This window comes from Rhodococcus sp. PAE-6, from assembly GCF_025290685.1.
Classification (GTDB): domain Bacteria; phylum Actinomycetota; class Actinomycetes; order Mycobacteriales; family Mycobacteriaceae; genus Rhodococcus; species Rhodococcus pyridinivorans.
The window spans coordinates 217534-238048 of record NZ_JAOCLZ010000001.1 but is presented as its reverse complement, the minus strand read 5'-3'; the positions used below and the strand labels follow the sequence as shown (position 1 = coordinate 238048).

The 20515-nt window shown below is 64.7% G+C and carries 20 protein-coding genes; 14 read left to right on the top strand and 6 right to left on the bottom strand.

Going from position 1 to position 20515, the window contains the following annotated elements:
* Window positions 1-4: 4 nt before the first annotated feature.
* The 9 genes from NVV99_RS01070 (at window position 5) to NVV99_RS01030 (ending at window position 10186) form a co-directional block, all read left to right on the top strand.
* Window positions 5-2041: a biotin carboxylase N-terminal domain-containing protein gene (locus tag NVV99_RS01070; RefSeq protein WP_024100960.1), complete on the top strand. Its 2037-nt coding sequence runs from the start codon at window positions 5-7 to the stop codon at window positions 2039-2041.
* Complete coding sequence (locus NVV99_RS01065) at window positions 2038-2817, top strand: enoyl-CoA hydratase family protein (protein WP_024100961.1); 780 nt, start codon at window positions 2038-2040, stop codon at window positions 2815-2817. The genes NVV99_RS01070 and NVV99_RS01065 overlap by 4 nt, the downstream gene beginning before the upstream one ends.
* A gap of 364 nt (window positions 2818-3181) precedes the next feature.
* Complete coding sequence (locus NVV99_RS01060; protein ID WP_242411721.1) at window positions 3182-3538, top strand: hypothetical protein; 357 nt, start codon at window positions 3182-3184, stop codon at window positions 3536-3538.
* 12 nt (window positions 3539-3550) lie between these two features.
* Window positions 3551-4075, top strand: coding sequence for a hypothetical protein (locus NVV99_RS01055; protein ID WP_228045058.1), 525 nt, complete (start codon window positions 3551-3553; stop codon window positions 4073-4075).
* A gap of 56 nt (window positions 4076-4131) precedes the next feature.
* A complete protein-coding gene (locus tag NVV99_RS01050; RefSeq protein WP_024100963.1) occupies window positions 4132-4542 on the top strand; it encodes a lipopolysaccharide assembly LapA domain-containing protein in 411 nt (136 codons plus the stop codon).
* A gap of 79 nt (window positions 4543-4621) precedes the next feature.
* Window positions 4622-5776 (top strand): glutamate--cysteine ligase, encoded by a 1155-nt coding sequence (locus tag NVV99_RS01045; RefSeq protein ID WP_024100964.1) that lies wholly within the window; start codon window positions 4622-4624, stop codon window positions 5774-5776.
* A 122-nt stretch (window positions 5777-5898) separates the two neighbouring features.
* Window positions 5899-6966 (top strand): TrkA family potassium uptake protein, encoded by a 1068-nt coding sequence (locus NVV99_RS01040; RefSeq protein WP_024100965.1) that lies wholly within the window; start codon window positions 5899-5901, stop codon window positions 6964-6966.
* Between the two features lie 83 nt (window positions 6967-7049).
* On the top strand, window positions 7050-8447 hold the full coding sequence (locus tag NVV99_RS01035) for an NAD(P)/FAD-dependent oxidoreductase (protein WP_024100966.1): 1398 nt from the start codon (window positions 7050-7052) through the stop codon (window positions 8445-8447).
* Window positions 8448-8815: 368 nt separating this feature from the next.
* A complete protein-coding gene (locus NVV99_RS01030) occupies window positions 8816-10186 on the top strand; it encodes a cytochrome P450 (protein ID WP_024100967.1) in 1371 nt (456 codons plus the stop codon).
* A gap of 78 nt (window positions 10187-10264) precedes the next feature.
* Here NVV99_RS01030 and NVV99_RS01025 read toward each other — a convergent pair whose 3' ends face one another.
* On the bottom strand, window positions 10265-10825 hold the full coding sequence (locus NVV99_RS01025; protein ID WP_024100968.1) for a TetR/AcrR family transcriptional regulator: 561 nt from the start codon (window positions 10823-10825) through the stop codon (window positions 10265-10267).
* Between the two features lie 240 nt (window positions 10826-11065).
* Here NVV99_RS01025 and NVV99_RS01020 point away from each other — a divergent pair, with 240 nt between their 5' ends.
* Together NVV99_RS01020 and NVV99_RS01015 are read left to right on the top strand one after the other, a co-directional pair.
* Window positions 11066-12028 (top strand): alpha/beta hydrolase, encoded by a 963-nt coding sequence (locus tag NVV99_RS01020; RefSeq protein WP_024100969.1) that lies wholly within the window; start codon window positions 11066-11068, stop codon window positions 12026-12028.
* A gap of 190 nt (window positions 12029-12218) precedes the next feature.
* Entirely contained in the window at window positions 12219-12755 is a 537-nt protein-coding gene (locus NVV99_RS01015) for an ester cyclase (RefSeq protein WP_024100970.1), read from the top strand.
* Between the two features lie 41 nt (window positions 12756-12796).
* On the opposite strand, the gene NVV99_RS01010 is transcribed toward NVV99_RS01015, so the two are convergent.
* Complete coding sequence (locus NVV99_RS01010) at window positions 12797-13207, bottom strand: membrane protein (protein WP_041803349.1); 411 nt, start codon at window positions 13205-13207, stop codon at window positions 12797-12799.
* 169 nt (window positions 13208-13376) lie between these two features.
* On the opposite strand from NVV99_RS01010, the gene NVV99_RS01005 reads away from it, so the two are divergent.
* The gene (locus NVV99_RS01005) at window positions 13377-13853 is read left to right on the top strand and encodes a 5'-3'-deoxyribonucleotidase (protein WP_024100972.1); all 477 of its coding nucleotides are present in this window, start codon (window positions 13377-13379) and stop codon (window positions 13851-13853) included.
* A 271-nt stretch (window positions 13854-14124) separates the two neighbouring features.
* On the opposite strand, the gene NVV99_RS01000 is transcribed toward NVV99_RS01005, so the two are convergent.
* Window positions 14125-14634, bottom strand: coding sequence for a hypothetical protein (locus NVV99_RS01000; protein WP_143543577.1), 510 nt, complete (start codon window positions 14632-14634; stop codon window positions 14125-14127).
* Between the two features lie 873 nt (window positions 14635-15507).
* Between NVV99_RS01000 and NVV99_RS00995 the strand changes: the two genes are divergently transcribed.
* Window positions 15508-16989: a glyceraldehyde-3-phosphate dehydrogenase gene (locus tag NVV99_RS00995; protein ID WP_024100973.1), complete on the top strand. Its 1482-nt coding sequence runs from the start codon at window positions 15508-15510 to the stop codon at window positions 16987-16989.
* A gap of 248 nt (window positions 16990-17237) precedes the next feature.
* On the opposite strand, the gene NVV99_RS00990 is transcribed toward NVV99_RS00995, so the two are convergent.
* The 3 genes from NVV99_RS00990 to NVV99_RS00980 all read right to left on the bottom strand — a co-directional run bounded on the left by NVV99_RS00990 (window position 17238) and on the right by NVV99_RS00980 (window position 19715).
* A complete protein-coding gene (locus NVV99_RS00990; RefSeq protein WP_024100974.1) occupies window positions 17238-17996 on the bottom strand; it encodes a cutinase family protein in 759 nt (252 codons plus the stop codon).
* 139 nt (window positions 17997-18135) lie between these two features.
* Window positions 18136-19035 (bottom strand): alpha/beta fold hydrolase, encoded by a 900-nt coding sequence (locus tag NVV99_RS00985; RefSeq protein ID WP_006552080.1) that lies wholly within the window; start codon window positions 19033-19035, stop codon window positions 18136-18138.
* A complete protein-coding gene (locus NVV99_RS00980; RefSeq protein WP_024100975.1) occupies window positions 19032-19715 on the bottom strand; it encodes a TetR/AcrR family transcriptional regulator in 684 nt (227 codons plus the stop codon). The genes NVV99_RS00985 and NVV99_RS00980 overlap by 4 nt, the downstream gene beginning before the upstream one ends.
* 129 nt (window positions 19716-19844) lie before the next feature.
* Here NVV99_RS00980 and NVV99_RS00975 point away from each other — a divergent pair, with 129 nt between their 5' ends.
* Entirely contained in the window at window positions 19845-20492 is a 648-nt protein-coding gene (locus NVV99_RS00975; RefSeq protein WP_024100976.1) for a pyridoxamine 5'-phosphate oxidase family protein, read from the top strand.
* Window positions 20493-20515 lie beyond the last annotated feature (23 nt).

The window sequence follows — 20515 nt, the reverse complement described above, 5'->3', positions numbered from 1 at the left end:
TCCCGTGACCGAATCGACCATCACCACGGTGCTCGTGGCGAATCGCGGGGAGATCGCCCGCCGCGTGTTCGCGTCGTGCCGTCGGGCCGGACTCGGGGGGATCGCGGTGTTCTCCGATGCCGACGCGAACAGTCCGCATGTCGGCGACGCCGATGCCGCCGTGCGACTTGCGGGAGTCACCCCTTCCGAGACCTACCTCGACGGGAAGAAGATCGTCGCGGCAGCGTTGGCGACGGGCGCCGACGCGGTCCATCCGGGTTACGGATTCCTTTCCGAGAACGCACGATTCGCGCGCGAAGTGCTCGAGGCGGGGTTGATCTGGATCGGACCGCGCCCGGAGTCGATCGAACGGATGGGCTCGAAGGTCGAGGCCAAGAAGATCATGGCCGACACCGGTGTCCCTGTTCTTGCAGAACTCGACCCTGCCGACATCACCGACGCCGACCTCCCGGTGCTCGTCAAGGCCTCCGCAGGCGGCGGTGGGCGCGGAATGCGGGTGGTGCGGACATTGGCCGACCTGCCTGGGCAACTCGACGCGGCCCGCCGGGAGGCCGCGTCGGCGTTCGGCGACCCGACGGTGTTCTGCGAGCGGTATCTCGAGAACGGGCGGCACATCGAGGTCCAGATCCTCGCGGACCGCCACGGCACGGTGTGGGCGGTGGGCGAACGCGAATGCTCGATCCAACGTCGCCACCAGAAGGTGATCGAGGAAGCCCCCTCGCCGCTCGTCGACGCGATCGAGGGGATGCGCCCACGCCTGTTCGACGCCGCCCGGCGCGCCGCTCAGGCCATCGGGTACGAGGGCGCCGGCACCGTCGAGTTTCTCGCGGACCGCTCGGGGCGGTTCCACTTCCTGGAGATGAACACGCGCCTGCAGGTCGAGCATCCCGTCACCGAATGCACGACCGGACTCGATCTCGTCGATCTCCAGTTCCGCATCGCCGACGGTGACCTCCTCGACCCCGAACCACCCCCGGTACACGGCCATTCCGTGGAGGCCAGGCTCTACGCCGAGGACCCGGCCCGGGACTGGCAACCGCAGTCCGGCACCGTGCACCGTTTCGCGCTGCCGCAGGAGGCACGCGAGTTCGACGTGCTCCGGCACACCGGTGTGCGCGTCGATTCCGGTGTCCTCGCGGGATCGGAGGTCGGGGTCCACTATGACGCGATGCTCGCCAAGATCATCTCGTACGCACCGACCCGTGACCGCGCGGTGCGGCTGCTGGCATCGACGTTGACGCGCACCGAGATCCACGGCATTGTCACCAACCGCGACCTCCTCGTCGCGGTGCTGAAACATCCCGCCTTCCGTGCGGGGGAGACCGACACCGCCTTCTTCGACACCCACGGACTCACGGAACTGTCGGCACCGCTCGCCTCAGCGCACGCGGAAGCGGTGTCCGCGATCGCCGCTGCTCTGGCGGAGTCGGCCACCAATCGCACCGCTGCCACGGTGAATGCGGGACTGCCCTCGGGATGGCGGAATCTGCCCTCGCAGCCGCAGGCCACACGATTCACGGGCGTCCACAATGACCACGTGGTGCGTTACCGAGTCACCCGCGACGGTGTCCACGTCGACGGCCGTGACGACCTCGGTGTCGTCGGGTTCGCCCCGGATCGCGTGGTTCTGGACGTCGACGGTGTCCGCCGGCATTTTGTGGTGGCGCGATACGGCGACGCGGTACACGTCGACTCGTCGCTCGGACCGGTGCACTTGACCGCGGTGCCGCGTTTCGTGGACCCCACCGCCCGAATTGCTGCAGGATCACTGCTCGCACCCATGCCGGGATCGGTGATCCGGCTCGGCGCTGTCGTCGGCGATGTGGTGGAAGCGGGGAGGCCGCTCGTGTGGCTCGAAGCGATGAAGATGGAGCACACCGTCACCGCACCCACTGCCGGCACGCTCACGACGCTCGCCGTCGAAGTCGGCGATCAGGTCGCCGTCGGCACCGTCCTCGCTGTCGTCACCCCGCACGACGTGTCCGCACCGGTCGAGAGCCCCGACAGCGAAGGGGGCCACCACATCGAGGAGTTGTCATGACCGAACCCGATCCGGTGGTGGTGCGCTACGTCGTCGACCACGGCGCTGCGACACTGACCCTCGACTCCCCGCACAACCGCAACGCCCTGTCCGTACCGCTGCTGACCCAACTGAGCCGCGGACTCGTCGACGCGGCCGCCGACCCCGCCGTCCGCGCGGTCATCCTCGCCCATACCGGTGGAACATTCTGTGCCGGAGCGGATCTGAGCGGCTCTTCCGGATCCGCGCAGGAAACGGCTGCCGCACGCACCCGCGACATGACGGCCTTGCTCCGGCAGATCCTGGAGCTCCCCAAGCCGGTCTTGGCCCGCATCGACGGGCACGTCCGCGCCGGCGGCATGGGTCTGATCGGTGCCTGCGACATCGTGGTCGCCGGGCCGGCGTCGACGTTCGCACTTACCGAGGCACGGCTCGGTCTGGCCGCGTCGATCATCTCTTTGACCGTGCTCCCGCGATTGTCGCCGCGCGCAGCGGCACGGTACTTCCTGACCGGCGAACGGTTCGGTCCCGAGGAGGCGTCCTCCGAGGGTCTCGTCACCCTGTCGGTGGCCGATACCGACGCTGTCCTGGTGGAGTTGCTCGCGGAGATCCGTGCCTGCTCACCGCAGGGTCTGGCCGAATCGAAACGCCTCGTCACGCAGCGGATCCTCGAGGACTTCGATCGTTACGGAGACGACCTGGCAGCACGTTCGGCGCGGATGTTCGGTTCCGAGGAAGCCGCGGAGGGGATGACGGCGTTCCTACAGAAGCGGCGCCCGTGGTGGGACATTCGGTGAGAGGGTGTCACCCGAGGCCCTGCGTCATTTTGTGCGGAGCGAATACCGATCCTGCCGATCTCGTCACCGGGCGCCCGGTGCGCGAAACGACCGTCTCCACCCTGCTCGGCGACGCGGTGCTGAAAGTTCGTGGCACGCCCGGGCATCGGGTGGTCTCGATCGCATCGGATCTCGCCGGAGAGAACGGGTTCGAAATCGACGGCGACTCGGTGCTGCTGGATCTGCCGCCCGATCGCGGCCCGACGTCGTCCGCGCGCTCGTCGCCGACGGCGTGGATGTGTTGTCGGTCGGACCGGCCGAACGCATCCTCGAGGACGTGTTCCTCGAAATGACCACTCGTTCCACACCCACGAAGAGGCGTGACATGTCCGCCTCGACACTCCGCTCGCACTCCGATTCCACCTCACTTGCCGCACGGCACAACACCGTTGCTCGGAGCTTGCGTGCCGAGTTGTACCGGTTGCGTTCGTGGCCGGCGATGTGGACGACGGTCGGCACGTGGTTCCTGCTCGCGATGGTTTTCGGCTACGTATTCCCGTACGTCTCCTACACGACCGGAACGGCCGGCTTCTCCACGGAAGGGGAGCCGACCGAAGCGTTGCTGCAGAGCGCCCTGCCCGAATCGATCCCTGACATCCTGGTCCAGGGCACACCGTTGTTCGGTGGTGCGCTCGTGCTCGTCCTGGGTGCTCTCATCGCCGGGAACGGGTACAGCTGGTGAACGTGGAAGACCGTGTTCACTCACGGCCGTCTGCGCCCGACAATCGGTGCCCTGCTCGCTCTTGCGGGGATCGTTGCCGCGATGGTGGTCGTCACCGCTGGGCTGTGCACGGTCGTGTCCGTCTCGCTCGCCACGATCGAAACACAACCGCTCACGATGCCGTCGGCCGGCGCACTTCTTCGCTCCGCGGGTGCGGCGTACCTCGTGTTCATGATGTGGGGAACGATCGGCTTCGCCCTCGGCACCTACGCCCGCAGTGCGGCGCTGTCGGTCGGCCTGGGGCTGGTATGGACGGTTGTCGTCGAGAATCTGCTGCGAGGCGTCGGCTCCGCGCTGCAGCTCGTCGAGGACGTGACGGCCTTCCTGTCGGGAACCGCAGCCGGATCGCTCGTCGGCGCGGTGACCGGGGGAGGGGAGGGCACACCCGGGGTGGTGGATGTGATCTCGGGACCGAGGGCGCTCATCACCGTCGCCGCCTACATTGCCGTCGCAGTGGTCGCCACCGGGATTCTGGTGCGGAGCCGGGACGTGAACTGACCGCAAAGATTCTGCCGGTGGGATAACCGGAACAGGGCCGGGGTACCCGATCGAACATGACGACCAGCTCGAGGGGCCCTGGCGATTCGAACCCCGATTTCTCGCCGCCCGCGCGACGTAGCGATACTCCGGTACCGCCATCCGGGGCGACACCGGATCCGGACGCTCCCAGCAGGCTGCACCCCGACGTCGCCCGGGGCAAAGGCATCAGAGGCACCCGCACCGGGGCGTTGTGGACTGCCCTGATCGTCGGTGTGTTGATCCTGCTGTTGCTGTTGGTGTTCATCCTGCAGAACCTGGACAGCGTCACCCTCGAACTGTTCGCGTGGGACTTCTCGTTGCCGCTGGGTGTGGCACTGCTGTTCGCTGCGATCGCCGGAGCGGTGATCGTCGGCCTCGCCGGGGGTCTGCGGATTCTGCAGCTCCGCCACGCCGCCAACCGGCAACGCGCACGCACCGTCCGGTAAGACAGATCTCCGACTGCAGTACACCCACGCCGGCCGCTCTTCCTTCGTAGAGTGAAAGATCTCGAGTGGGGAGAACGCCATGGCCGCCACAGGACCGACCGACACCTCTCCTGTGCGCGGCGGGGCGGCGGCCACGATCGGCGTCGAAGAGGAATTCGTCCTGGTCGATCCCCGTACCGGTCGTCCCCTCCTGCGCAGTCTCGACGTGCTCGCGGCCGGACGCACACTCGGCATCGAGCTCGAGGTCGAGCTCTCCCCGTGTCAGGTCGAGACCGCCACCACGGTATGTACACACCTGCAGGACCTACGCGAAGAGCTGCGCCGCTCCCGCGCGACGGCCGCCGACGCCGCAGCGCGCGCAGGATGCCGGCTCGTAGCGGTCGGCACACCGATCTTCGAACCTCCGAGCGGATCGGTCACCGCCACGCCTCGCTACCAACGCATGGCACAGCACTATCGTGGCGTCACCGACGGCGTGATCTGCGGATGCCACGTGCATATCGGTGTCGACGATCGTGACCGCGCGGCCCAGCTCATCAACCATCTGCGCCCATGGCTTCCCGCCCTGCTGGCGCTGACCGCCAACTCGCCGATCACCGACGGCCGGGACACCGGATATGCCAGCTGGCGATACCTGCGGTGGGGGCGCTGGCCGAGCGCGGGACTGCCCCCGCAGTGCGCCACGGCCGCGGAATACGACGCGGCGGTCGAATCGCTGCTCACCACCGGCACGATCCTGGATCCTCGAATGGTCTATTGGGATGTGCGGATCTCCGCGCATCATCCGACCCTCGAGATCCGCATCGCGGACGTGCCCGCGACCGTCGAGGAGACCGTCACGCTGGCCACCTTGGTGTATGCATTGGTCGCCCAGGCGACGGCATCGATCGAACGCGGCGAGCCGACGCCCTCGGTCGATCAGGAGCTGCTGCGCGCGGCGTGCTGGAGAGCGGCCCGGGACGGTCTGGCCGGGCGCGGTGTCGATCTCGGCTCTGGGCAGTTGGTTCCGGCAGTCGACCTGATCTGGCGACTGCTCGCTCGGGTCCGGCCGATCCTGGAGGAACTCGACGTCTACCGCTCCGTGCACGACACTCTGTCGGGAACCCTGGATCGAGGTAATGGGGCGATCAGGCAGCGTCGCATTCTCGAGAGCGGGGGTTCCTTCACCGATGTGGTTGCCGACGCGGCGCGACGCACTGTGGAGGGCTACGGGCCGGATCTGCGTCCGTCATGACCGACACGACAGCCGGGGTGCCGCGCTTGCGGACCGACGCTCATCGGGGAGCAGATCGTCCTAAGCTGACGGGCATGACTGGGGTAGTCCGGTGAGCGGCCGAGGGATGGGTGCGTTCGATCATGCCCGGTAAGTTGCGGGTGCCGCTGGGGCGCCCGGACACCCTCACCGACCGTCCCGACTTCGCGCTTGTGGGTGTACTGCGCGTACCGCAGGAGCTCACCAGTCCGGGCCGCGCGATCGTACGCCGGATCGGTTACGCCCTGGCGGCGCTGATGGTGGCGGTGATCGTGGTGTATCTGGGTCGGGACGGCTACCGCGACGTGCAGGACAATCCGCTCTCGCTGCTCGACTGCATCTACTACGCCAGCGTCTCACTGTCGACCACCGGTTACGGTGACATCGCGCCACTGACACCGCAGGCCCGGCTGATCAACGTCCTGGTCATCACACCTTTGCGGGTGTTCTTCCTGATCGTGTTGGTCGGTACCACCTTGTCGGCACTGACCGCAGATTCTCGGCAGGCATTCAAGATCCAGCGGTGGCGGCGGCGCACCCGCAGTCACACCGTGGTCGTCGGTTACGGCACCAAGGGCCGTAGCGCTGTCGATGCCCTACTCGCCGATGGGCTTCCTCCTTCGGAGATCGTGGTGGTCGACACCGATCCGATGAGTCTGGACGCCGCGTCGCGTCAGGGACTGGTCACCGTGCACGGCTCGGCCACCAAGTCGGATGTCCTGCAACTGGCCGGGGCGCGGCATGCCGCGTCGATCATCGTGGCCGTGAGCCGGGACGACACCGCCGTTCTGGTCACCCTCACCGCGCGCCAGCTCGCCCCGCAGGCACGCATCGCTGCTGCGGTGCGCGAATCGGAGAACACCCATGTGCTGCGCCAGTCCGGCGCCGATACGGTGGTGGTCTCGGCCGAGACCGCAGGCCGGTTGCTGGGTTTGGCTCCCGCTACGCCCACGGTGGTGGAGATGATCGAGGACCTGCTGACCCCGGAGGCCGGTTTCGCGGTCTCCGAACGTGAGGTCGCACCGCACGAAGTCGGCCTCCCGCCACGCCAGTTGCCCGAGATCGTGCTCGGCGTCGTCCGTGGCGAACAGTTGATCCGGATCGATTCCTTCGGGAGCGGTGTCATCGCCGCGGACGACCGGTTGTTGTACGTGCGTCTGGTGTCGAACTGACAACAGGCAGCTCGCAAGCTCGGATCGCATTACCCCCCGAGTGAGGGATGGTTCTCGCCCTGTTGTGACAACACACTGAAGCCATGACCGAGATCAGGAACTCGACTGCGGTAGTGATCGGTGCCGGAGTAGGGGGTCTGCTGGCCGCGCGTGCGCTCAGCGACCGCTTCGATCGAGTGATCGTCGTCGAGCGCGATACGTTGCCGAAAGCGCCGAGTGCACGACGATGTGTGCCGCAGGGTTGGCATGCACACGCCTTGACCGTGCGAGGCAAGGAAATCATGGATGAATTGTTCCCCGGCTTCGTCGAGGAATTGATCGACCACGGTGCACCAACAGGAGATCAGCTGTCTGACGTCCGGTTGATCTTGGACGGTCACCGCTGGGCGCGAGGTAGGTCGGGGGTCCGTCCGGTGCTCGTCAGCCGTCCGTTCCTCGAGGGACATCTACGCAGTCGGCTGGAGGCGGTCTCCAATGTGGAGATCATCGACCGGTGTTCGGTCCACGGGATCTCCGTCGATCCCGTGGACCGCACCGTGACCGGAGTGTTGGTGTACGACGAAGAAGACGGCGCGAGGAGCCGGCTTATCCCCGCGGATCTGCTCGTCGATGCTTCGGGTCGCAGTTCGAAGGTGCACAAGTTCCTTGAGTTGGAGGGATTCCCGGCACCTGAAGAGGAGCGAATGCCCATTCATCTCACCTACGCCACTCGCCGCTATCGACGAGAGCCGTCACATCTACAGGGTGATATCGGTCTGCTCGTCGGCGCGACTCCGAGCAACCCTCGAGGTGGGTATCTGCTGGCGCAGGAGGGCAACAGTTGGATCGTGACGCTGGCCGGTTACGGTGACTATGCGCCGCCACTCGACGAGGATCGATTCGTCGACTTCGCGGCTTCGCTACCTGCGCCGGAATTGGCCGAGCTCCTGCGCAACGCCGAGTCGCTCGGTCCCGCGGTTCACTATCGGATTCCCTCCACTGTGCGTCGGCACTTCACGGGTTCCCAACTTCCCAGGGGATATCTACCGTTCGGTGACACCATTTGCAGTTTCAATCCCGTGTATGGCCAGGGGATGAGCGTCGCGGCTATGGAAGCGCTCGTTCTTCGTGAGTGTTGCGCTGGGAACAATTACACGCTGACGTACCGCTTCCTGCGCGGCATCGAACCTATCCTCGACGAGGCATGGTCGATGTCTGCCGACTCGGATCTGCGGATGCCTTTCGTGGAAGGAGATCGGTCTGTACAGACGAGGCTGATGAACGCCTACCTGGGCTTGCTGTATCGGGCCGGTGTCAACGATCCCCAGGTGGGAGCTGCGTTCGCGCGAGTCGCCCATCTTCTCGACCGTCCTGAGTCGCTGATGCGCCCAACGATGTTCGCGCGCGTGATGTGGGGGAGTGCGCGCCTCGGTATATCGACGAAATCGGGTGACCGAGACTCTGTGTCGGGCACTTTCGCACGACAGCGGGTGGTGTCGTAGGAGGTGGCACGTAACATGTTGCCACCGTGTCGGATCGGCGATTGTTGTCCGTGACGTATGCGGAGCGGTCTCGGCGGGTCGCGGCAGTGAATCATCCGTGTGCCGTATTCTCTCATTGAGATAATGCGTTCGAGCACAACAGAAATCGTTTACGTATCGTGCCGGCGGTGGCGATATCCGGACGCGGACGTCTTGGACCGTGCCACCGTGTTGCGGTTCTGCAGCTACTGCGCCGTTCTGACGCGTGCTCCCGTACTGACGGGTTGCACGCGTCGACTTCGTGTTCGCGCCTTATCAAATCGGATGTGGCGGAAAGAAAATCGAGATTGGGTCTGGCATGCGCGCGCGTTCGGAGGGACACTTGACTCATGGCCAGGACAGCCGCACAGGCCCAAAACTCTCCTCTCCCGCCCACCGTGTCGATGCCGTGGATCAACCGCATCCAAGCACTTCGCAAGTTCGATACCGGCCCCGAAACCTTTCGTGATGCCGGGGGGCCCGTCACCCTTGTTCGTACCGGTCCCGGACGATGGACGCCGACGTTCGCGATCGTCACGTCACCGCAGGGCGCTCACGATGTGCTCGGCGGCGCCGACGGTGCCTTCGACAAGGAGACAGAGCTTTTCGTCCAGGCACGGCTGTGGGGCGGTAAGAACGTGTTCAATCTTCCTCACGACCCGTGGGTGCCTCGTCGACGAGCGCTGCAACCGTTGTTCACGAAACAACACGTCGCTCTCTACGCCGATCGTATGGCGGAAACTGCAGACGCTATGGCGACGGAGTGGCTCGAGCGCGGCACAGTCGACCTCGATCGGGAAACGCGAAGGCTGACCTTGCGAGTGCTCGGGCGATCGCTGTTCGGGATCGACCTCAGCGGGCGTGCCGACACCCTCGGGCCGCATCTCACCCGAGCCCTGCAGTTCGTCACCCGTCGCGGATTGCAGCCTGTGCGGGCCCCGGCCTGGATGCCGACTCTTGCCCGGCACCGGTACCACAAGTCCATGGTGGTCATCACCGAAGCACTCGAGGAAGCGATGGCGGACGCGCGCACTGGGTCCGACACCAGCGCCGAATTGATTCGACGATTCTTCGAACTCACCGATCCGGCGACCGGTACGCCGTTCAGTGATGAAGACATTCGAAATGAGCTGTTCGCCTTCCTGTTCGCTGGTCACGACACCACCGCCACCACGTTGACGTACAGCCTGTGGCAATTGGGCCGTAACCCGGAGATGCAGGATCGTGTGGCGGAGGAAGGTAGTGCAGTCGGTGATCGTCCTCTACAGGCAGCCGATATCGGCCGCTTGCCGTACACCGTGCGCGTGCTCCATGAAGCATTGCGGATGTGTCCTCCAGGGGCGATAGTGGGGCGGAGGGCGATGCGGGACGTCGAGGTGGATGGTTACCGGATCCCGGCCGGAACGAATGTGGCGGTGGGAATTTACGCGTTGCATCACGACCCTGCGCTTTGGGATCATCCGGAACGCTTCGATCCGGATCGGTTCGACCGGGAGCGATCATCGCCACCCTCGCGCTGGCAGTATCTGCCGTTCGGTGGAGGGCCCCGTACCTGCATCGGTGACCACTTCGCCATGCTCGAAGCTACTCTGGCTCTGACTGGAATCGTCCGAAGGGTGCGGAGCGAGTCCCTTACAAACGACTTCGCGGTGGTTACACCTTTCACCCTGGTTGCCGCCGGACCCGTTCCGGCACGGATGCAGGCGAGAACCGCTCCTTGAGTTCGCTACTCGTGGATGGAGGCCCCGATTCAACCGGGCTTGTTGTTCCGGTTCGTTCCTGTGCCGACGAGCCTGGTACTACTTACCGGCCAGTGCGGAACTGATGAGGATTTCTGCTGCGGCACGTGCCTGTGCCGCGGCATCCGTCGTGCCGGCGATCGCCGCGGTGGTCTGGGCACCTTCGGCGAGGATGGCGAGTTGGGGAGCGAGCGAGTCGGGTGCTCCGGCCTCGGCGACGAGGCGTGCGACGTACCGCTGAAAATCGGCTTTGTGCTCGCGCACGATCTCGGCGACGCGCGGGTTCGCCGACCCGAGTTCGCCGAAGGCGTTGATGAATCCGCAGCCGCGGAAGTGAGGGTCTGCGAACCATTCGCTCAGGAAGTCGTACACGGCCAGTAGGCGGGCTGCCGGGTCGGCGATCGCGTCGACCTTCGCTTCGACCCCCTTGGTCCACATCTCGTGGCGGCCGGCGAGGACAGCCGCGATCAACTCGTCCTTCGAGGGGAACTCCTTGTAGAGCGCGCGTAGCGACACCCCGGCGGCATCGCGCACGGCGTCCATGCCCACCTGGCCGAAGCCGCGGCTGTAGAAGAGTGCATCGGCGGTTTCGACGATGCGGGTACGGGTCTCCTCGTTCACGCTGCCAGTCTACGCATCCTGAGAACGCTGGTTCTCCAGGCTTCATTCGGCCCGGCAAGGGATCTGTCGATGCATTCGTCCACCGCGTCGGCTGTGGGCGTTCCGCCTCCTCGGGCTGGGTCCCGACGAGAATTTTCGACACCCTCTTGACGCTGAGAACGGTCGTTCTCTACAGTCGACATCAGAGCGAGAACGGTCGTTCTCGGTCTCCGGCTCCACCGATCAAAAGGAAGTTCCGTCATGTCCGCGAACCCGAAGAACATCTCCCTCGAGCCGGCCGCCCAAGCGTTCGTCGAGGCGACCGCCAATCCGCCGTACCTCTACCAACTCGCCCCCGAAGACGGCCGAAAAGCTGTCGACGGTGTGCAGGACGAGCCGATCTTCAAGCCGGCGATCGATGAGGAATGGGTCGAGGTCCCCGGTGGCCCGACCGGGACGGTCCAGGTCCGCATCGTGCGCCCGGCCGGGGCCACCGGCACGCTCCCGGTCATCGTCTACACGCACGGCGCCGGATGGGTCTTCGGCGACGCCCACACGCACGATCGCCTCGTGCGCGACCTCGCCGTCGGTGCGAACGCCGCCGTCGTCTTCCCCGAGTACGACCGCTCACCCGAGGTGCGCTACCCCCACGCGATCGAGCAGGTCTGGGCCACCGCGCAGTGGATCGCGAGCGCCGGCGGCGATAAGAACCTCGACGGCACCCGTCTGGGGGTCGCCGGCGACTCGGTCGGCGGCAACATGACCGCGGCCCTGACCTTGCTCGCCAAAGAACGTGGTGGCATCGACATCGCCGCCCAGGTCCTGTTCTACCCGGTCACCGACGCCGCTTTCGACACCGCCAGCTACCACGAGTTCGCCGAGGGTTACTTCCTCACGCGTGAGGGCATGAAATGGTTCTGGGACCAGTACACGACCGACGAGGCCGAGCGCGCCCAGATCACCGCCTCGCCGTTGCGCGCGACCACTGACCAGCTCAGCGGATTGCCGCCGGCGCTCGTGATCACAGCCGAAGCCGACGTGCTGCGTGATGAGGGCGAGGCCTACGCCGCGAAGCTCCGTCGGGCAGGTGTTCCCACAACCGCGGTGCGCTATCAGGGCATCATTCACGACTTCGTGATGGTCAACTCTCTGCACGACACGTTCGCTGCGAAGGCCGCAGTCGCCCAGGCTGTTTCCTTCCTCCGGGACGCCCTGCACGCGTAGCAAATTCACGCTGCGGCGCTCGTACGATGTCGAGGCGGGCGCCGCGGCGTAGCGTCGGGACACCAGTGGCCTTCCCGGTGCTACCCGGCATCGTTGTGGGCGGTCGTTCACGTCCGCGTTCGGATGGGTGAGGGTTAGCCTCGGGAGAGGAAGATTCCGTGCAGTATCACCACCGTGCATGGGAGCAGAGATGCCCGATCACACCATTTCCTCGACCCCGATCGCACCGCCGAACGATGCCTCCAAGACCCAACTCGTGCAGTGGGCGATCGGACGCATCAGCGCCCAGGACCTCGACAGTCTGCGCAACTTCTGGACCGCCGACACCACCGTGCATTTCCCTACCGGGACGTGTCACGGTCACGCCGAAATCGCGGCCTATTTCGCACAGGTCTTCGCCGCTCTCGCCGACTTCACCCTCGAGATCGTCTCGGTTGCCGAATCCGGACACGATGTCCTCGTCCACTGGCACCTGACCGGGCAACACGTCGGAACCTTCATGGGCATCGCCGGCACAGGGCGTCGCATCGACCTCGAGGGATTCGACCACTTCGTCGTCGAGAACGGACACGTCGTCACCAACACTGTGCGCTACGACCAAATGGAATTCGCCCGCCAGATCCAGTTGCTACCAGCCGACGGGTCGATTGCCGATCGCGCAGTGAAGGCGGCGTTCAATGCCGCAACTCGTGTCAGGCACCTTGCTCGCCGACGCCAGGCGCGCTGACGGTTCGAACAAAAGGACGAGCACGACGGGGCTTCGTATACCTACCGTCTGCAACCCAGTGCGTCGATCACGAGGGCTGCACCGATCCCGAACATCCATACGTCCTTGGCCACGGCGGTGCCGTCCTGGGTGGGTCGGATCGAGCCGTGCTCGTGCATGCCTGGGGTTTTCCAGTACATGGTCAATAATCCACCACTGAAGCCCGCGAGTGCGGCCCCAGCAAGCGCGGAGGGCACGAACGGCGTGAGCAGTGCTATACCGAGTGCCGTTTCGGCTGCAGAGAGCGTCTTTCCGAAAGTCTCGGGACGCATCGTGCGGACAGCGGGAACAGCGTTGGCGGCCATGCCTTGTAACCCGGCGGCAGCTTCGGAGGAAAGTGCTCGCTTACCGAGTCCCGAGTTGAGGATGAACGCGCCAGTGGTCAGACGCAGGGGAAGGTGACTCACTCTCACAGCTTTCTCCTCTGTGCGTAAGGTCGAGCGTCGGTTGAAGCATCGGAGTACTCCGATCATCTCGCGGTCGACCGGCAGTCGCCACCTGCCGATCTCTTCGATTCGACGTTCTGTCAGGCCGGGTTTTGTCGGTCTTTCCGCGGTGAGCTGCCGCAGGTATCGTCACGACGTGACTGATCGCAGAAAGATCCTCTACGTCGATCTCGACAACACGCTGGTTCACTTCAAGTCCGGAATCGATCGGCTCGGCGCTGCCGACTTCCATGAGTACCAGGACCGCTATGACGAGGCACCCGGGATCTTCGCGTTGATGGATCCCATCGACGGTGCGATCGAAGCATTCACACTGCTGGCCGAACACTTCGATGCGTACATACTCTCGACTGCGCCGTGGAAGAACCCGTCAGCGTGGTCGGACAAACTACTGTGGGTACAGAAGCATTTCGGCATCGAGCCCACCTCCGTCGCCTACAAACGATTGATTCTGTCGCACCACAAGAACCTCAATCATGGAGACTTCCTGGTCGACGACCGCGACCACAATGGCGCGAAGGACTTCACGGGTGAACTGATCAAATTCGGCAGCGCCGAGTTCCCCGACTGGGATGCGGTTACCGCTCATCTTCTGGCTTCAGCCAGGAAGTAGCACCATCTCGCAGGCTGCGACTGTGTCGCAACAATCAGGAAACCTCAACGCCCAGCAACCAATTCTTCCTCAGTCTCGTCATTTCTTACGGGTTGCCACGTGCAGCCGGGGCCTGGCAGCGGAAGGCACGAGCTACGGACTTTCGCAGTCCGGAGAACACCTTGAGTAAATGCTGGGCTCTGTCCCTAGTTGTCTGGAATGGCAAGTAGCTCGGTTGGTTCGAGGGTTCCGAGAATGCCGGAATCGGTCGAAAAGTCATCGAAATGGGAACTCAGTGACATCTGTCGAAATTCAAGATTTTCTGATGGTACGGACTGACGGTCGTATGTCCGACGAACGAGGCAGTTTCAGTGCTCCCGTCTGAGTAGGTCGCGACTGTTTTCCCATGGTATGTGTTGGCGAAGGCTCCCTGTGTCGAAGTGCTCGCGGCGAGCTTTGCTTCGGTCGTCGCAGTGACCGTGGGCAATGACGGATCCAGCGGAATGCCAGTGATTTTCTCGGTGAGATCCGACCGGATAACTCTTCTTCCGCCCGGATTCTCGAGAAGATGATCCGTAGATGTAACGGTGCTGGTCAAGGTATACATGGGTCCGCCGTTGCACGTCACGGGTCCGTCGAACGTATAGGTATACGTGTATGTTTCGGTGCTGCGCTCGACCGCAGGCGCAGGTGCGGCGCCCGCTACGCCGACCGAACCGAACGCAACTACCATTCCGGCGGCGAGCACGCCCACGGTTCGGTTTGCGCCGATATTCTTGCCACATCGGGGTATGCGTGTCATGTTCATTTCCTCGAGTGCGCGAAGTGGTGAGGATCCACGATGCGATTCGCGGTGCGCGCTGAGATGGACCGTTCGTGGAGAGTTTTCACTTTAGGTGCTTTACGAGGACCTGGGTCGCCATATCCAAAAGATTCTTATTATCCGGCCGATAGATCACGTCGAGCAGCGGCGCGTAGGACCGCTTCAACCGGTTGCAGAGGCGGCGCGACTCGCGTGGCGTACATGCATCGACTGATCAACCCACCCCACCGAGAGCCTCGGTAGGGATGCCGGAGCGGTGCCGTTCGGTATTCCTGAGTCAGGAGCGGCACGGTGTACGAACTGGGCGGCGCAGCCGGGACGCAGCAAACGGGCAGCCACGGCAGCGATATATCGGTCTGCTCGTGGACGCGGCGGTGTCCCGTCGAAAGTGACGCTTGCACCTCGAAAGGGCACGTCGACGGGCGATACGAATGATGGTCGTCACCGCTGTGCAGTCAGGTGCAGGACCTGATTCGCATACGCCTGTGTGCCAGTAATGTCGATCTACGTGGTGCCCACTGGGACTCTCGATACCATCACGCGACCCCGTCACTGTGGATGTGACTGGAGACACACGCAGCTCGCTGGTTCATCTACAGCACGGGGCGGCGCGAATGCCTGCCTATCAGAGTAGAAGCGATCAGCTTCACGCACGCGCGGGCGCGTTTCCCGTACCGGGCGTCGACCCGTGAGAGCTCTTTCATATGCTTGCCGGTACGCACGCCGTAATCGGCGTCGGTCGCGTACGGTTCCACCGATCCGGACACCGACCGGCGAGTGACGTGCGTCTCGTCTGGGCTGCACCCAACAGCCTGCGACGTGTCAGACGAGCCGGAAAGGCAGAGGAGCGCAGTGAGCACCCCGGAATTGGCACAGTGGAACTCGCAAGAGGCTATTGCGGAAGCAATGATCCCGATCATCGGCGGTCTGCACCGCCGGCATTCGGTCACGATCTTGCTTCACAGCCGCTCCCTCGTGAACAAGTCGGTGATCGGTATTCTGCGGACGCACCGTTTCGCGCGTCAGATCCGCGGTGACGAGCTGTCGGTCGAGGCGACGTTCCCGTTCCTCGAGGCATTGACCGACCTCGACCTGCAGCCGTCGAAGATCGACCTCGGCCTGCTGGTGACGGATTATCAGGCCGAGGGAGCCGGACGATCCATCCCGGATTTCGTCGCTGAGAGCCTCGCGGATCTGGTCGGCGGCGCGCAGACGAGCCCCGCGAAACCGCAGGACGTGGTCCTGTACGGGTTCGGTCGGATCGGTCGCCTCGTCGCCCGTCTGCTCATCGAGAAGGCAGGCTCGGGCAATGGGCTGAACCTGCGTGCTGTGGTGGTCCGTAAGGGAGGTGACGACGACCTGACCAAGCGTGCCTCTCTGCTGCGTCGCGACTCCGTCCACGGACAGTTCAACGGCACGATCAAGGTCGACACCGAGAACAACGCCTTGGTCGCCAACGGCAATGTCATCAAGTTCATCTACAGCAACGATCCGGAAAGCGTCGACTACACCGAGTACGGCATCGACAAGGCCATCCTGATCGACAACACCGGAATCTGGCGCGACCGCGACGGTCTGTCGAAGCATCTCCGCCCCGGTATCGCCAAGGTGGTGCTCACCGCACCGGGTAAGGGTGATCTCCCGAACATCGTGCACGGTGTCAACCACCGCGACCTCGACCCGGACGAGACGATCGTGTCGTGCGCGTCCTGCACCACCAATGCCATCGTTCCGCCGCTGAAGACCATGGACGACAAATTCGGTGTGGTGCGTGGTCACGTCGAGACGGTGCACTCGTTCACAAACGACCAGAACCTGCTGGACAACTACCACAAGGCCGACCGTCGCGGACGTTCCGCGCCGTTCAACCTGGTGCTCACCGAGACCGGCGCCGCTTCGGCGGTCGCGAAGGCGCTTCCCGATCTGAAGGCGAAGATCACCGGCAACTCGATCCGCGTTCCTACGCCGGATGTGTCCGTCGCGATCCTTCACCTTCAGCTGACTCGTGAGACCACCAAGGAAGAGGTGCTCGAGCACCTGCACCAGGAGTCGCTCACCGGTGCGCTGCGCCGCAACCTCGACTACACCTCGGCCACCGACGCGGTGTCGAGCGACTTCATCGGCTCGCGCGCGGCGTGCATCATCGACGCCAATGCAGCGATCGTGGATGGCGACACCGCCATCCTCTACGTCTGGTACGACAACGAGTTCGGTTACTCGTGCCAGGTCGTGCGAACGGTCCAGTACCTGTCGGGTGTGGAATACCCCGTCTATCCCGTTACGGAAGCCGGCCCCGTGGAGCACGTCGAGGAACCTGCCGCTGCACAGGCATAACAGTCCTGCGCAGACTGCAGTAACGACAGTCCGCTAGGGACCCGCCGACGAGGGAACCCATCCTTACCTGAGGATGGGTTCCCTTTTGCGTTGGGCCATTGGTGGCGTCGAGGAGGAGTAGCGGCCGTCGAAACTCGGGGGAGGTTGTGTGCGGTTCCGGCGAAGAACACGCACACAACCTCCCCCGAGTTCGTCACTCTGGAACTGATGCACACCGCGCGGTCGGCGAACTCTCCGGCCCGACTCGGTCAGGGCTGGTAGTCGGGGTACTTCGTGTGCAGCTGGAAGTACCCCGTCACGTTCTCGCGGAGCCAGTCCTTGCCGTCCTCGGGTGTGCGACCGTCGCAGATCGCGTCGCCTTCGATGCAGACTCGTTCGACGTGGATCTCACCGAAGTCGTTCCGGCCGCCGCCGAGCGTCACACCGGGAGCGACGGGACCCGGGAACAGGGTCTCGACGCCGCGGTCGTCGCGGGGGTCGGAATAGAGGACGCCCGAGATCCGTTCGGGGGGAACGGACCCGTCGGCTGCGATCTCGGCGAGAACATCGCCCGCGATCGAGGCGCCCTGCGAGTAGCCGAGCACCAACAGGTCCGAGTCGGGGCAGGTGCTGTGTCGGACGGTGATGGTCTGGCGGAGTCGCTGATGCCCGATCTGCTTCGACCTGTCGTAGGCGATGGTGCCGTCGTCGTCGATGCCGTCGAAATCGTCGTGCGAGCCGGTCCCGGGCAACGGCACAACCACTGCGGGGTAGCGGATGTGTTCGACCACGGTGCCGGGAGACTCGAACCGAGCGGAGATCTTCGCCAAGGGGGATGCCGGGTCGATCGAGTCGCGGGTTTCGAAGCCGCGGGTTCCGTCGACGGCGAGGACGTACCGTTCAGGGCAGTTGCGGACCGGGTCAGCGGACGCGGAACTGACCGGACCCGCGACGCTCAGACCTGCGGTGAGCAGACCTGCGGCGAGCAGGCCGACGGTGCGTGTGCGTCTGCGATCGATCCGGGACATGCGCGATTCTCCTCGTGTGCCCCCGACAGACAATAACTGAGGTCGATGATATCGATGTCCCGTTTGTTCGTCATGTTAAGGATGCGTGCTTTTCGGTGATCGTGGTCACCCCCAACCGGTGACTCCGGTGGCATGTCCGTCAGGGCTGGTCGGCCGGGATGCGGGCGGCCAGCTCGGTGATGAAGCCGGCGATCTCGTCGGGGTTCTCTTCGGCCATGAAGTGGCCGCTGGTGGTGCCCTGGTAGGTGAGATCGGGTGCCCACGCCTGCCAGAGGGCCGAGGCGTCGAAGCCCAGTTGCGAGCCCCAGTCCTGGGAGATGACCGCGACGGGCATGGTGAGCCGAGCCCCGCGTTCGCGGTCGGCGAGGTCCATGTCGAGATCGATGCCGGCGGTGGCGCGGTAGTCGGCCACGATCGAGTCGACAGAGTTGATCGAGCTGGTGACGTAGTGATCGCGCTCCTCGGGCGTGAAGGTGGTTCCGGTGGGGTCCCACGCATCGAGGAACGAGCCGAAGAATTCCGGGGCGACAGCGGCGATCATCTTCTCGGGCATCCCTGCGGGCTGGGCCATGAGGTAGAGGTGCCAGGCAACCTTGGCGTTCACGCCCTGAAGTACGGCCCAGGTGTCCATCGTGGGAAGGACGTCGAGGATGCCGAGGTAGTCGACGGCGTCGGGGTGGTCGAGTCCCGCACGGACGGCGACGAGCGCACCGCGGTCGTGACCGACGAGCCCGAAGTGGTCGAAACCGATCTCGCGGGCGACCGCGACGATGTCGTTCGCCATGGTGCGCTTGGAATACGACTCGGGATTGTCGACCGGGGGTTGGTCGCTGGCGCCGTAGCCGCGCAGGTCGGGGACGATCACGGTGTGGTCCTCAGCGAGTGCGTGGGCGACGTGGCGCCACATGTAGTGGGTCTGCGGGAAACCGTGCAGCAGGACGACGGCCGGACCTTGCCCACCGACGGCGACGTTGAGCTTCACGCCGCCGTCCACGGTGATCGTGCGGTAGGTGAAGTCCTCGATGGTGCAGCGGGTCATGGGGTCTCCGTAGTCGTAGTCGTGGTGGAGGTTTCGGGGTGGCCGGAGAAGATCCCGGCGGGCAGGTCCGTTCGGCCGGCGGACGCGGTGAGCGCGGGAATGATGACGGTGTCGACGAGGGCTTCGAGGTAGGTTTCGTCGACGGTGAGACCGTTCGCTCGTCGCAGGAGCAGGACGGTTCCCACGACCTCCTCGTATGCGAATGATTGAGCGCCCGAAGGGAGTTCGCCTCGCGCAACGGCATCGTCGAGGACCGCCTGGGGGAGACGTGCGCCTGTCGGGCCGACGGTCTCCTCGATGGCGTCGCACAACTCCGGGTCTTCGAGTCCCGCGTGGAGCAGCATGAAGGCGGCGTTGCTGTCGGTTGCGGACATGGTGAGGCTGAGGCGTTGCGCAAGCATCAGCAGATCGTCGCGGAGTGTGTCGCCGCGCCGGAGTGGAACCACCGAGGGATGCGCAGGGGCGTCCTTCACTGCTGCGAGGACCATGTCGCGCTTGGACGGCCAACGTCGATACAGCGTTGCCTTCGACGCCTGGCAACGTCGAGCGACTGCTTCGAACGTCAGGCCCTCGTAGCCTTGTTCGGCCAGTAGTTCGAGAACGGTGGTGGTGATCCGACGCTCGAGTTCGGCGTCGCGTGGACGTCCGCGTTGCGCAGGCGGCTCATTAAGATACGACACGTGCCGTATCGTAAACCAGGCGGCCGCTGTTCGGCGAACTGCAGGGTCGACACCCCCTCATTCTGGTCACGGTCGATTGTGATGCACTGTTTTGTTGTCGGCATAACGGACATCGGCGAGGAGATCGGTATGGGATCGAGGTATCACCATCTGGCGTTCGGCCCGGAGGCGGTCGCTCGCCAGGAAGCTGCGGGCAGCATCGTTGCCTATGGTGCCGACCTCGACGAACCCGACCGAGGACCTCAGCCGTTGGGCGACCGGGAACTCGCTCTCGTACGCGAAAGCTTCCAGTTCCACATGGCGACGGTGACCCCGAGCGGATGGCCCTATGTCCAGTACCGCAGCGGACCCGTCGGGTTCCTGCACCACCTCGGTGGGCAGACGATCGGGTTTGCGGATCACCGAGGCAATCAACAATTCGTCTCGGTCGGGAACATCGCGGACAACGGAAGGGTCGCGCTGTTCCTCGCCGACTTTCCGCTGAAGAGGCGGCTGAAGGTCTTCGGTACCGCGCGGGTGGTCGATGCGGACGACGACCCGCAGCTTCTCGACCGGCTGCGCGATCTCGGTGACGGTCGGAGAATCTCGGCACGATGTGAGCGAAGCATCGTCATCGAGGTCGAGGCCTTCGACTGGAACTGCTCACGGAGCTTGATCCCGCAGTACACCGACGAAGCGGTCCGCGCCCGGATCCGTCCCTACATCGACGAGATCGACGACCTCCGAGCCGAAGTGGATTCTCTTCGGGCGCAGCTGAAGGCGGCGGGGGAGAACTGACGGCCGCCGAGGGTGCGCGCGTG

What these genes read in the sequence shown, in the direction of transcription:
- NVV99_RS01020 (WP_024100969.1), top strand. Translation starts at nt 11,066, where the DNA reads ATGTCCGCGAACCCGAAGAACATCTCCCTCGAGCCGGCCGCCCAAGCG.
- NVV99_RS01000 (WP_143543577.1), bottom strand. Translation starts at nt 14,634, where the DNA reads ATGACACGCATACCCCGATGTGGCAAGAATATCGGCGCAAACCGAACC.
- NVV99_RS01045 (WP_024100964.1), top strand. Translation starts at nt 4,622, where the DNA reads ATGGCCGCCACAGGACCGACCGACACCTCTCCTGTGCGCGGCGGGGCG.
- NVV99_RS01050 (WP_024100963.1), top strand. Translation starts at nt 4,132, where the DNA reads ATGACGACCAGCTCGAGGGGCCCTGGCGATTCGAACCCCGATTTCTCG.
- NVV99_RS01035 (WP_024100966.1), top strand. Translation starts at nt 7,050, where the DNA reads ATGACCGAGATCAGGAACTCGACTGCGGTAGTGATCGGTGCCGGAGTA.
- NVV99_RS01040 (WP_024100965.1), top strand. Translation starts at nt 5,899, where the DNA reads ATGCCCGGTAAGTTGCGGGTGCCGCTGGGGCGCCCGGACACCCTCACC.
- NVV99_RS00975 (WP_024100976.1), top strand. Translation starts at nt 19,845, where the DNA reads ATGGGATCGAGGTATCACCATCTGGCGTTCGGCCCGGAGGCGGTCGCT.
- NVV99_RS01060 (WP_242411721.1), top strand. Translation starts at nt 3,182, where the DNA reads ATGTCCGCCTCGACACTCCGCTCGCACTCCGATTCCACCTCACTTGCC.
- NVV99_RS00985 (WP_006552080.1), bottom strand. Translation starts at nt 19,035, where the DNA reads ATGACCCGCTGCACCATCGAGGACTTCACCTACCGCACGATCACCGTG.
- NVV99_RS01030 (WP_024100967.1), top strand. Translation starts at nt 8,816, where the DNA reads ATGGCCAGGACAGCCGCACAGGCCCAAAACTCTCCTCTCCCGCCCACC.
- NVV99_RS01015 (WP_024100970.1), top strand. Translation starts at nt 12,219, where the DNA reads ATGCCCGATCACACCATTTCCTCGACCCCGATCGCACCGCCGAACGAT.
- NVV99_RS00990 (WP_024100974.1), bottom strand. Translation starts at nt 17,996, where the DNA reads ATGTCCCGGATCGATCGCAGACGCACACGCACCGTCGGCCTGCTCGCC.
- NVV99_RS01065 (WP_024100961.1), top strand. Translation starts at nt 2,038, where the DNA reads ATGACCGAACCCGATCCGGTGGTGGTGCGCTACGTCGTCGACCACGGC.